This is a genomic window from Bradyrhizobium sp. WBAH42, assembly GCF_024585265.1.
Classification (GTDB): Bacteria; Pseudomonadota; Alphaproteobacteria; order Rhizobiales; family Xanthobacteraceae; genus Bradyrhizobium.
Map to the genome: position 1 here is coordinate 6475426 of NZ_CP036533.1, position 12171 is coordinate 6487596.

Annotated in this window: 12 protein-coding genes; 7 read left to right on the forward strand and 5 right to left on the reverse strand. The window is 64.4% G+C overall.

The genetic code is table 11. The annotated features are described in order from the left end of the window. Positions 1-76 precede the first annotated feature (76 nt). Entirely contained in the window at positions 77-1339 is a 1263-nt protein-coding gene (locus tag DCG74_RS30600; protein ID WP_172785329.1) for an MFS transporter, read from the forward strand. Positions 1340-1358: 19 nt separating this feature from the next. Here the strand turns inward: DCG74_RS30600 and DCG74_RS30605 are convergent, their stop codons facing one another. The 4 genes from DCG74_RS30605 to DCG74_RS30620 form a co-directional block, all read right to left on the reverse strand. Then, entirely contained in the window at positions 1359-1760 is a 402-nt protein-coding gene (locus tag DCG74_RS30605; protein ID WP_373569499.1) for a DoxX family protein, read from the reverse strand. 9 nt (positions 1761-1769) lie between these two features. Then, positions 1770-1988 (reverse strand): DUF4287 domain-containing protein, encoded by a 219-nt coding sequence (locus tag DCG74_RS30610; RefSeq protein ID WP_172785331.1) that lies wholly within the window; start codon positions 1986-1988, stop codon positions 1770-1772. 61 nt (positions 1989-2049) lie between these two features. Then, positions 2050-2664: a helix-turn-helix transcriptional regulator gene (locus DCG74_RS30615; protein ID WP_172785332.1), complete on the reverse strand. Its 615-nt coding sequence runs from the start codon at positions 2662-2664 to the stop codon at positions 2050-2052. 115 nt (positions 2665-2779) lie between these two features. Beyond that, complete coding sequence (locus DCG74_RS30620) at positions 2780-3460, reverse strand: Crp/Fnr family transcriptional regulator (RefSeq protein ID WP_172785333.1); 681 nt, start codon at positions 3458-3460, stop codon at positions 2780-2782. Between the two features lie 335 nt (positions 3461-3795). On the opposite strand from DCG74_RS30620, the gene DCG74_RS30625 reads away from it, so the two are divergent. The 6 genes from DCG74_RS30625 (at position 3796) to DCG74_RS30650 (ending at position 11005) form a co-directional block, all read left to right on the forward strand. After that, positions 3796-4617 (forward strand): ABC transporter ATP-binding protein, encoded by an 822-nt coding sequence (locus DCG74_RS30625; protein WP_172785334.1) that lies wholly within the window; start codon positions 3796-3798, stop codon positions 4615-4617. After that, the gene (locus DCG74_RS30630; protein WP_172785335.1) at positions 4614-6545 is read left to right on the forward strand and encodes a long-chain fatty acid--CoA ligase; all 1932 of its coding nucleotides are present in this window, start codon (positions 4614-4616) and stop codon (positions 6543-6545) included. Before DCG74_RS30625 ends, DCG74_RS30630 begins: the two co-directional genes overlap by 4 nt. Positions 6546-6723: 178 nt before the next feature. After that, on the forward strand, positions 6724-7617 hold the full coding sequence (locus DCG74_RS30635; RefSeq protein ID WP_157326827.1) for a branched-chain amino acid ABC transporter permease: 894 nt from the start codon (positions 6724-6726) through the stop codon (positions 7615-7617). Between the two features lie 3 nt (positions 7618-7620). Then, positions 7621-8694, forward strand: a complete 1074-nt coding sequence (locus DCG74_RS30640; RefSeq protein ID WP_172785336.1) for a branched-chain amino acid ABC transporter permease — start codon at positions 7621-7623, stop codon at positions 8692-8694. 44 nt (positions 8695-8738) lie between these two features. Beyond that, positions 8739-10022 carry an ABC transporter substrate-binding protein gene (locus tag DCG74_RS30645; protein ID WP_172785337.1) on the forward strand — a complete coding sequence of 428 codons (1284 nt, stop codon included), beginning with the start codon at positions 8739-8741 and terminating at the stop codon, positions 10020-10022. Between the two features lie 143 nt (positions 10023-10165). Then, positions 10166-11005: an ABC transporter ATP-binding protein gene (locus DCG74_RS30650; RefSeq protein WP_172785338.1), complete on the forward strand. Its 840-nt coding sequence runs from the start codon at positions 10166-10168 to the stop codon at positions 11003-11005. Here the strand turns inward: DCG74_RS30650 and DCG74_RS30655 are convergent. Continuing rightward, positions 11002-12156 (reverse strand): AGE family epimerase/isomerase, encoded by a 1155-nt coding sequence (locus DCG74_RS30655; RefSeq protein WP_172785339.1) that lies wholly within the window; start codon positions 12154-12156, stop codon positions 11002-11004. The genes DCG74_RS30650 and DCG74_RS30655 overlap by 4 nt on opposite strands. Between the last annotated feature and the right edge of the window lie 15 nt (positions 12157-12171).

Below are 12171 nucleotides of genomic sequence, written 5' to 3' on the forward strand. Positions count from 1 at the left end.
GCCAGCGTTAGGTTGCGCGACCGCAAGAAGAAACAACAAACGTTAAGGGAATCGCCGTGACACGCGTCATCGCGTCGTGAGCGCCACCGCACGACCTTCGGCGCTCGCGCCATTCCGCATCCGCAACTACCGCTTCCAGTGGCCGTCCGACCTGCTCACCTCCTGGGCCTTCGAGGTCGAGACGCTGGTGCTCGGCTGGTACATCATCGTCCAGACCGGCTCGGTGCTGCTGCTCACCGTGCTCGCTTCACTCCAGTTCGTCGGAACATTGGTCGCGCCCGTGTTCGGCATGATCGGCGACCGCATCGGCCATCGCGATCTCCTGGTCGCGATGCGTCTTGCCTATACGGCGCTCTCGTCGACCATCATGGTCCTGGCGCTGAGCGGTCATCTGTCGCCGCTGAGCGTCATGATCATCGTCACGGTCATGGGCTTGATTCGCCCCTCCGATCTCGGCGTGCGCGGCGCGCTGCTCGCCGATATCATGCCGGCCGAGCAGCTGGTGGGCGCCATCAGCGTTGCGCGCACGACCCAGGACAGCGCGCGCATTGCCGGAGCGTTGACGGGCGCCGGACTGTTCGCCGTGCTCGGTATCGGCCTTGTCTATGTGGCGGTCGCCTGCCTTTACTTCACCGCAGCGCTGCTCATGCTCTGCCTGACCCGGCCGAAAAGGACGGTCACCACGAGCGATCTTCCCGCAAACAGCCACGCCGTTTCGCGGCTGTTTGGCGACCTCAAAGAGGGGATCGTCTATGCCTGGAACGGCCCGGGGATGCGCGCGGCGCTGTGCGTCGCCTTCCTGGCCAACCTCACCGCATTTCCCTTCACGGGCGGATTGTTGCCCTACATCGCGCGGGAGATCTTTCATACCGACCAGACCGGCCTCGGTTATCTCTCGGCGAGCTTCGCCGTCGGCTCGTTGATCGGGTCCATCACGCTCAGCCTGGTCGGTGGCGTGCGCATTGCCCGGCTTCTGATCGGCGCAACGCTGGCCTGGTACGTCATGCTGCTGGTGTTCGTCGAGGTCAGGACGATGCCGGTGGCGATGGCCTGCCTCGTCCTCGCCGGCATCGCCCAGAGCATGTCGATGATCTCGGCAGCCGTCATCCTGATGCGCACCGCGAGCGCACATCTGCGCGGCCGCGTCATGGGCGTGCGCATGATGGTGATCTATGGCTTGCCGATCGGACTGCTCGCGGCCGGCAGCCTGATCGACGTCATCGGCTATTCCGCGACGGGCTCGCTCTATGCCGTCGCAGGATTCGTCGCGATGCTGGCGATCGCGATCCGCTGGCGTGCCGACCTCTGGCCGGTGCACGCGCCGGCCAATGCGCGATGACGGCGTCTGCGCAACGACGTCAGATCTTCGCCGGCGGCGATCTCAGCGGAAGCAAGGCCGCCACACGCGAATCGCGCAAATAGAGACCGCCCCAGGCAAAAACGGCAAGATAGACGCCGAACAGCATATGGCTGAAGAGCGGGTTGCCGACCCGCAAGTGAACCGCCACGGTGCCGCCCATATAGGCGGTCAGCAGGATCGCACCGAGCACGGCCGTTCGCGGCAAGGCGTAGAGCGCGGTGCAGGCCAGCGCCACCACGCCCAGCGCGCGCGCCAGATCGGCCGACGGGAGATAGCCGAGCTCGGCGGTCGCCTTGATCACGACGTCCAACGGGACGAGCTTCATCCCGGCATCAAACAGCATGAAGGCAATCACGAGCCCGCTCATGACGCAGCCGGCCACATGTCTCGACTTGTACATTGTCATCACCTACGACGCCTTCCCCTTGAGAAGCGCGACGATGGCCATCGCATGGCCGTGGCCAAGGCCGAACTCGTCCTTGAGCGCGGCCACGATGGCACCCGCTTTCACGCCGGCCGCCAGTCCCGTCCCGGTCGAAAAACCCCGGTCCTTGCCCCATTTGCGAAATTGGTCCGGGCTCTTGCCGGTCTTGGCCTGAATATTGTCGAGATAGGCCTTAAAACTCACCGCAGCGCTCCTCCGATGTTCGCTCCACCAGCGAGGCCGGAGCGATCCAGAGATATTGCGGTCAGGAAGTAGTCGTCTTGTACGAAAACGACAATTGCGGCCGTTCGCGCGAGAGGCGCGCAGGCGTCATGCCGATCAGTTGCCTGACCGCGCGGGTGAGATGGGCTTGATCGAAATAGCCGGCGCCCGATGTCGCGTCGAGAACGGAGCTGCCGCTCACCAGCAAGGCCGCGGCGTGACGCGCTCGCTGGATCTGTTGATGGCTGCTGAACGTCATGCCCGTAACGCGGCGAAAGTGGCGCTGAACCGAACGCCGGCTCATCCAGTCGACGTCGCCCTCGATCGCCGCATCGGTCGCGTGGCTGCGTGCGATGACACCCGCGCGGGCCATGCGAGCGACGAGACTTTCCGCATCGTCGTAGCCTGGAATGTCCCAGCTCAGACCAGAAAACAGAAAACGGCCGCTGGGCAGCACCGGCAGCTGCATGTTTTGATGGTCGATCAGTGCGCTGGTCGGTATCTGCGGCAGGTAGGTTCCCAGCCGAAACCGTATCGCGAGCCATTCGCCATTCGCGGGACATTCGACGAGTGTCCCGCGGGTGACCGGCCCTCGGAGCGTCACCGCCAGAAGCTCCGGGAGCCTGGTGACCACAAGCTCGATATTTCCCTCGGCCATCGACAGGAACGAGCCGCCACGCCGGCTCCGGCTGCGCCATACCCGCTCGACGTAAGGCGAGTCCGACGCGCGATGGTCGAACTCTATGAGCACGGAAGCACCGCAAATGCCCAGATCATCGTTCCTCGCCGTAGCTCCCGAGCCGCCCGATATCGAGGATGGTGACCCCGCCATATTCCAGCCGCAGCAGCCCCTCTTTCTCCAGCCGGTTCAGCGCGCGATTGGCGTTCTGGCGGGACATGCCGGACAGCGCGCCAATCTCCTCCTGGGTGATCTCCAGATGCGCGGTCGATTCGGGATAGAGAATCGGGTTGAACAGGGATGCGATGCTGCGGGCGAGGCGCGCGGTGGCATCGAGTGTGCGGTTAACCTCGAGCATGCCGATGAACTGGCCGAGCCGCTCGTTGAGCTGGCGCACCAGGAAGCGGTTGAAGCCGACGCTGTTCTCGAACAGCCACATGAAGGCGCTGCGTTCCATCAGGGCGACGCGGCTGTCGCGCAGCGCGACCACGTCGTAGCGGCGCGGCTCGTTCTTGAGCACGCTGCCCTCGCCGAACCAGGCCCCTGCCGTCAGCCCGGCAAGGCTGGTCTCCTTGCCGTCGCGCGAGACCCCGCCCATCCGGGCAAGGCCGCTCACCATGCCGGCCCAATAGGCAAAAATATCACCGCGCATGAACACGCTCTCGCCGGTGCCGTAGGACCGCTCGGTGATTCCGGCACGCGCGACCTCGATCTCGGCTTGTGTGAGCTCGCGCGACCAGGCGGCAACGCGCTTCAGATGATCCTCTGAAATCATGATCTCGAAGCCAGCCGCACCGTTCTGTCACTCCATGCTTCTGTTGCACTGCAACAGAGTCGCTTCGGCCACCCATCCGACGAAAGATGAAGAGCCGCTCGGCCCGACAAACTTTGTCGCAGAATTGTCAGGTCGGAGACATTTCAAAATAGCGCTTTCCCCTATTGAGGACCACCTCGGGCGATGCGGCTTTTGATCCCTCACGGGAACGAAGGTGCGCCGGTCCGGTCGAGACCAATAGCTGCATGGTCTGGCCGGCACGACCGTACTAGGATCGCCTGACAGGAACGGACAAGAGCGCCAATAAAGCGCCATCACCGGGAGGGATTCGTTTGGTGGCTACCAGTCTCGAAGTGCGCGGCGTGTCCTTGCGATTCGGCGGCGTCCGTGCGCTGACCGATGTCAGCTTCGCCATCAGGGAAGGCGAGCTGTTCTCGATCATCGGCCCCAACGGCGCCGGCAAGACCTCGATCGTGAACTGTATTTCCGGCCGCTACAAGCCGACCGAAGGCCAGCTGTTCTATCAGGACCGCGACATCACCGGCCTGACGCCGAATGCCCGCGCCTCGCTCGGCATCGGCCGCACCTTTCAGAATCTCGCGCTGTTCCACCACATGAGCGTGCTCGACAACATCATGGTCGGCCGCCATCACCTCCTGAAGAACAATTTCCTCACGGGCTCGCTGTACTGGCTCACCGGCGCGCGCAAGGAGGAGCTCGAGCACCGCCGCAAGGTGGAAGAGATCATCGACTTCCTCGATCTGCAGTCGGTGCGCAAGGCCACGGCCGGCACCCTCTCCTACGGCCTGCGTAAGCGCGTGGAGCTCGCCCGCGCCATGGCGCTGGAGCCGCGCCTGATCCTCCTCGACGAGCCGATGGCCGGCATGAATTTCGAGGAGAAGGAGGACATGGCCCGCTACATCGTCGATCTCAACGAGGAGTTCGGGATGACGGTGGTGATGATCGAGCACGACATGGGCGTGGTGATGGACATCTCCCACCGCGTCATGGTGCTGGATTTCGGCAAGAAGATCGCCGAGGGCGATCCGGCGACCGTGCTCGCCGATCCCCACGTCAGGCGCGCCTATCTCGGCGAAGAGGACGAGGTGCTGGTCGATCCCGATGATGCCTCTCCGGCGCAGGAGAGCGCGGCATGATGGATTATGCGGGCCGCGTCGCGCAGGCCGACACCTATCCGAAGTTGCTCCGGCTCAATGCCAGGGAGCACCGCAACGAGATCGCAATGCGCGAGAAGGATCTCGGGCTCTGGCGTATCTTCACCTGGAGCGACTATCAGGCCCGCGTGCGCGATTTCGCGCTCGGTCTCGTCGAGCTCGGCCTTGGTCGCGGCGATGTCATCGGCATCATCGGCGACAACCGGCCGGACTGGGTCGCGGCAGAAGTCGCAACGCATGCCATTGGCGGCCTCAGCCTGGGGCTCTATCGCGACGTGCTGGACGAGGAGGCTTCCTATCTCCTCACCTATGGCGAGGCGCAGCTGGTCTTCGCCGAGGACGAGGAGCAGGTCGACAAGCTGCTTACCCTCGCCGAACGCGTGCCGAAGCTGAAGCACATCATCTATTCCGATCCGCGCGGAATGCGGAAATACGACGACCCGCGCCTGATGTCGGCGGCGAAGTTCGCCGAGCTCGGCCGCGCCCGCGCCGCACGCGAGCCGGAGCTTTACGACAGACTGGTCGACGCCACCAAGGGCGAGGACGTCGCGATCCTCTGCACCACCTCAGGCACCACCTCGCATCCGAAGCTCGCGATGCTCGCCGCCGGCCGCGTGCTCGGCCATTGCGCGACCTATCTCGCCTTCGACCCCAAGGGCCCCGACGACGAATATGTCTCGGTGCTGCCGCTGCCCTGGATCATGGAACAGGTCTACGTGCTCGGCAAAGGTCTGCTCTGCCGGATGAAGATCAACTTCGTCGAAGAGCCCGACACGATGATGAACGATCTGCGCGAGATCGCACCGACCTTCGTGCTGTTCGCTCCCCGCGTCTGGGAATCCATCGCCGCCGATGTCCGCGCCAAGGTGATGGACGCAACGCCCTTCAAGCAGCGCCTTTTCGATGTCGGCATGAAGAGCGGCCTTGCCGCGCTCGAACAGGGCAAGCGCTCCGGCTTTGCCGACGCGATCCTGTTTCGCGCGCTGCGCGACCGGCTCGGCTTCACCCGGCTGCGCTCGGCCGCGACCGGCGGCGCGGCGCTCGGCCCCGACACCTTCAAGTTCTTCCAGGCCATGGGCGTGCCGTTGCGCACGCTCTACGGCCAGACCGAGCTGCTCGGGGCCTATACGCTGCACCCCGAGGGCAAGGTCGACCCTGATACCACCGGCGTGCCGATGGCCGACAGCGTCGAGATCCGCATCGACAATGCCGACGTCCACGGCGTCGGCGAGATCGTCGTCCGGCACCCCAACATGTTCCTCGGCTACTACAAGAATCCCGAGGCCAGCGTCGCCGACATCAAGGACGGCTGGATGTGCTCGGGCGATGCCGGCTATTTCAACGCCAACAACCAGCTCGTCGTGATCGACCGCATCAAGGATCTCGCCGAGACTTCCCGCGGCGAGCGCTTCTCGCCGCAATTCATCGAGAACAAGCTGAAATTCTCGCCCTATATCGCCGAAGCCGTGGTGCTTGGTGCCGGCCGCGAGGCGCTCGCGGCCATGATCTGCATCCGCTACTCCATCATTTCGAAATGGGCGGAGAAGAACCGCCTCTCCTTCACGACCTACAGCGATCTCGCCTCACGGCCGGAGGTCTATGCGCTGCTGCAGAAAGAGGTCGAGACCGTCAACGCCACGCTGCCGCCGGCGCAGCGCATCTCGCGCTTCCTGCTGCTCTATAAGGAGTTAGATGCCGACGACGGCGAGCTCACCCGGACGCGAAAGGTGCGACGCGGCGTCATCAACGAGAAATACGCCGGCATCATCGATGCCATCTACCGCGGCGATGCCAACATCCCCGTCGACACCGTGATCCGCTTCCAGGACGGCACCACGCAGCGCGTGCGAACGACGCTCCGCGTGGTGGACCTCGGCGGGCACGGGCACATGGCGGAGGCTGCGGAGTGACACAGGTGATCGTCACGCGGGGCGCCGCCCTTCGCCTCTCCCCGCTTGCGGCACGGCTATCCCGTATGCACTCCGTCATTGCGAGCGCAGCGAAGCAATCCAGACTGTCTCCGCGGAAAGATACTGGATTGCTTCGCTGCGCTCGCAATGACGATGCGGGTGCAGCAGGAGACCATAAATGAACACCGCCTTCCTCATCCAGCTCCTGGTCAACGGCCTCGTGGTCGGCACGCTCTATGGCGTGGTCGCGATGTCGTTCGTGCTGATCTACAAGGCGACGCAGGTCGTCAACTTCGCGCAAGGCGAGCTGCTGCTGGTCGGCGCCTGGGTGTGCTGGGCCTTGCTCGCGAAATACCAGGTGCCGTTCTGGATCGGCATGCCGATCACGCTGGTGTTCATGTTCGTGTTCGGCATCGCGGTGCAGGTCCTGATCCTGCGGCCGATGATCGGCGAGCCCATCATTTCGGTGATCATGGTGACGATCGGCCTCTCCACCGTGCTGCAGGCGACGCTGAAATGGATGTTCGGCGTCAATCCGCAGCCGTTCCCGCGCGTGTTCGAGAGCCAGTCGGTCAGCCTGCTCGGGCTGCAGATCCAGACCGTCTATGTCATGAGCCTCGTCGTGTCGGTCGCCATGATGATCGGCATGGCCTGGTTCTTCCGCGCTTCGAAGTACGGCCTTGCGATGCGCGCCACCGCGTTCAACCAGCAGGTCGCGCAGTCGCTCGGCATTTCCGTCAAGAGCGTGTTCGCGATGGCCTGGGCGATCTCGGCGACGGTGTCGGCCGTCGCCGGCGTCGTCGTCGCCGTGGTCAATGGCGTGTCCTCGGGTCTCGCCGCCTATGGCATCAAGGTGTTCCCGGCGGCGATCCTCGGCGGGCTCGATTCCGTCGGCGGCGCCGTGCTCGGCGGCATCATCATCGGGCTGCTGGAGAACGTCGCCCAATATGTCGACAGCGAGTATCTGCACTGGGGCAATCTCTATGAGATCGCGCCGTTCTACGTCCTCATCATCGTGCTGATGATCAAGCCCTACGGCCTGTTCGGCACCCACGACATCGAGCGGATCTGATCCATGGCCGGCCCTGCCCTCATCCCCGCTGGTGATTTCCGCACCACTTACGCCGCGGACACCACGATCTTCCCGACCACCACCAGCCGCAACTTCGCGATAGCAGGCGTCGCGCTGCTCTGCCTCGCGCCGCAATTCTTCAGCGGCTACTGGCTCAGCATTTTGATCCAGATCGGCATCTTCTCGATCGCGGCGCTCGGCCTCAATATCCTGGTCGGCTTCACCGGCCAGATCTCGATCGGACACGCCGCCTTCTTCCTGCTCGGCGCCTTCACCTCGGCCTACATCTCCAACAACGCGCCGATCCCGGTGTTCTTCGCGATCCCGCTCGCGGGGCTCGTGACGGCGCTGGTCGGACTGATCTTCGGCATCCCCGCCGCGCGGCTGAAGGGGCTCTACCTCGTCATCGCGACGCTGGCCGCGCAATATATCCTGCTCGACTTCTTCTCCCGCGCCGAATGGTTCTCGGGCGGCTCGGTGCCGGCGAGCGCCGAGCCGTTCTCGATCTTCGGTTATACGCTGCGGGGCGACCGGCAGTATTTCTACGTCGTGCTCGCCTATGTGCTGTTGAGCTACATCCTCGTCACCAACCTGATGCGCACGCGGGATGGCCGCGCGCTGGTGGCGATCCGCGACCATTATCTGTCCGCGGAGATCATGGGCATCAACCTCACCAAGTACCGCACGCTGTCGTTCGGCCTTGCCGCCTTCTTCGCCGGCATCGCAGGCGCGCTCTATGCGCATTACCAGCTCGTGGTCTCGCAGGAAGGTTTCGGCATCGAGCGCTCGATCCTGTTCCTCGCCATGATCATCATCGGCGGCACCGGCTCGATCATGGGCACGCTGATGGGCACCGCCTTCGTGGTGCTGCTGCCCGAGGCGATGGAGTTCGTCAGCCACTATCTCAAGGGCGGTGCGATCGACAAGGCGCTGTCGCTCAACAATAACATCACCTTCCTGCGCGAGATCGCGATCGGGGTGATCATCATCGCATTCCTGATGTTCGAGCCTGACGGGCTCGCGCATCGCTGGCGGCAGATCAAGGCGTACTGGAAACTCTACCCGTTCTCGCATTGAGCACGGGTAACTTCACTTAAACAATAAACAGGAGGAACCGACCCATGAAGATGAAGTCCCTTTTGAGCACCGCCTCGCTCGCGCTCGCGATTGCCGCATACTCGGCAGGCGCGCAGGCGCAGATCGCGATCGGGCATCTCGCCGATTATTCCGGCGGCACCTCCGACGTCGGCACGCCGTTTGGACAGGCCGTCGCCGACACCTTCGCCTGGGTCAACAAGAACGGCGGCATCGGCGGCAAGCAGGTCAACCTCGACACCAACGATTATGGCTACCAGGTGCCCCGCGCGATCGCGCTCTACAAGAAATGGTCGGCGCCGGACGGCAAGGTCGCCGCGATCATGGGCTGGGGCACCGCCGACACCGAAGCGCTGACCGGCTTCCTCGCCCAGGACAAGATCCCCGACATGTCCGGCTCCTACGCCGCGGCGCTGACCGATCCCGAGGGCGTCAGCGGCAAGGCCAAGCCCGCCCCTTACAATTTCTTCTACGGCCCGAGTTATTCGGACGCCTTGCGCGCGATGCTGATGTGGGCGGCTGAGGACTGGAAGGCCAAGGGCAAGTCCGGCAAGCCCAAATTCGTGCACATGGGTGCCAATCATCCCTATCCGAATGCGCCGAAGGCTGCCGGCGAAGCCATGGCGCAGGAGCTCGGCTTCGAGGTGCTGCCGCCGCTGATATTCGCTCTGACGCCCGGTGACTACAGCGCACAGTGCCTCAGCCTGAAATCCTCGGGCGCCAACTACGCCTATCTCGGCAACACCGCGGCCTCCAACATCTCGGTGATGAAGGCCTGCAAGACCGCCGGCGTGGAGATCCAGTTCCTCGGCAACGTCTGGGGCATGGACGAGAACGCCGCCAAGACCGCGGGCGATGCGGCCAACGGCGTGATCTTCCCGCTGCGTACAGCGGTGAGCTGGGGCGGCGATGCGCCCGGCATGAAGACGCTGATGGAGATCTCGAAGATGTCCGACGCCAGCGGCAAGGTCTATCGTCCCGTGCACTACGTCGCGGCCGTCTGCTCGGCGCTGTACATGAAGGAAGCGCTCGACTGGGCCGCCAAGAACGGCGGCGCCACCGGCGAGAACGTCGCCAAGGGCTTCCACCAGAAGAAGGACTGGGTGCCATCAGGCATGGAGGGCGTCTGCAATCCCTCGACCTGGACCGAGAAGGACCACCGCGGCACGCTGAAGGTGGATCTCTATCGCACCAAGATCTCGGGTGCGACCGATGGCGACCTCAACGATCTCATGGCCAAGGGCACGATCAAGCTCGAGAAGGTCAAGACCGTGGAGCTGCCGCGCAAGCCGGAACTGCTGGGGTGGTGAGCCACGCCGTTCGCCAAACACAACTGTCATCCCCCGCGAAGGCGGGGGATCCAGTACGCCGCGGCTTCGCGATGAATCTCCGGCGCCTCTGGAATACTGGGTCACCCGCCTTCGCGGGTGACGACGGCGGAGAATGAAGACGCATGTCCCAAATCATTGAAGGAACCCGCTCAACTCCCACCGCTGTGGCCCCCGCCGCCCTCCTCGCCGTGCGCAACATCGAGGTCGTCTACGACGACGTCATCCTGGTGCTGCGCGGCCTCAGCCTCGACGTGCCCAAGGGCGCGATCGTGGCCCTGCTCGGGGCCAACGGCGCCGGCAAGTCGACGACGCTCAAGGCGATCTCGGGGCTGCTCAAGACCGAGGACGGCGAAGTCACGCGCGGCGAGATCCTGTTCGAAGGCGAGCGGATCAACGGCATCGATCCCGACAAGATCGTCCGCCGCGGCATCTTCCAGGTGATGGAGGGCCGACGCATCGTCGCCGACATGACGTCGCTCGAGAACCTCAAGCTCGGCGCCTTCACCCGCAGAGACCGCGAGGTCGATGCCGACCTCGACATGGTCTTCAGCTACTTCCCGCGCCTGAAGGAGCGCACCGGCCTTGCCGGTTATCTCTCCGGCGGTGAGCAGCAGATGCTCGCGATCGGCCGCGCGCTGATGGCCCGCCCCAAGATGATCCTGATGGACGAGCCCTCGATGGGCTTGTCGCCGCTGCTGGTGAAAGAGGTGTTCTCGATCATTCAGAAGATCAACCGCGATCTCGGCGTCACCATCCTCCTGGTCGAGCAGAATGCGCGCGCTGCGCTTTCCGTGGCGAGCCACGGTTACATCATGGAGCAGGGCAAGGTCGTGCTCGACGGCAGCGCCGACGAACTGCGCGACAACGAGGACGTCAAGGAATTCTACCTCGGCGGCGCCGGCGACCAGCGCAAGAGCTTCAAGAACCTCAAGAGCTTCAAGCGGCGCAAGCGCTGGCTTTAACCCTCCAGCACCTGCTCCGCTTCCGTGACCGCGCAGAGAACATGGTAGAACGACGACGCAGGAATGGTGTCGATCAGCGATTTGCCGTCGCGGTCGAACTGGTCGTACCAGCCGCCCTTCACGGGATGGCTGAGATAATGCCGTTCGAGCCGCACCAGCGCCGCGCGCGCCTCGTCCGCCGCACCCGCCTCGCCGGACTCGGCCTGCGCGATCCAGGCCTTCGCGATCTCCGTCTGCGGCCACAGCCGGCGCGTGCTGCGGCGGATGTTGCCGCTCGCATCGCCCTCGTCGACGAGGCAGCCCGTCGCCTCGTCACGATAGCGCAGCGAGGTCTCCAGCAATTCCGCACGCCGCTGGCGGGTCGGGCAGCCTGTAATGCGTTCAAAACCCTTCAGCAGCCAGACCCATTCCGCCTGGTGGCCCGGCTCGACGCTGACCGGCTCGATCTTCGACCAGTCCTCCTCGAAATACTCCGACAATACGTGCTTCTGCTTGTCGTAGAGGTTGGCCAGGAACAGCGCAAAGAATTCCCCGGCACGGTTCTGGAACGACAGATCGTGGGTCGCCTCGAAGCACGCGATCATCGCCTCGAACAGATGCATATGCGGGTTCTGCCGGCGCGGCAGCGAGACCGGAAGGCCCTCGTGAACGCCACCATGCGGCGAGCGCAGATGGCTGTCGAGGAAGGCGAGCAGCGCATCGATCTCGGCGCGGACCTGCGCGTCCTGGTCGAGCGCATAGACGCTGGCGAGCGCAAACAGGATGAAGGCGTGGTCATAGGCATCGCGCCGGGCATCCAGCACCGATCCGTCCGGCGTCAGCCGGTGCACATAGCCGGGCCGGCCGTCGGGCGCCTTCGCTTTGGCCAGCAGGTGCTCCAGCCCCTTCAGCGCAATGGCGCGCCCGTCGGGATACCAACCCATCTGTGCCGCCTTGGCGTAGCACCAGATCTGGCGTGCCTGGACGAACACGCGCCGGGGCGCGGCCGCATCGGCCGCGCCGTCACGGTGCAACCGGTCGATGAAGCCGCCCGCGGCGTGATCCCAGCCGACCGTCGACCACAGCGGCAGTGCCTCGTCGATCATGCGGCGCTTCAGGCGTGCGACGACGTTCGACGCCTCGTCTGCCGCAATGAGTCCTTCGTCCGCCATCGGGTCCCTTTCAAG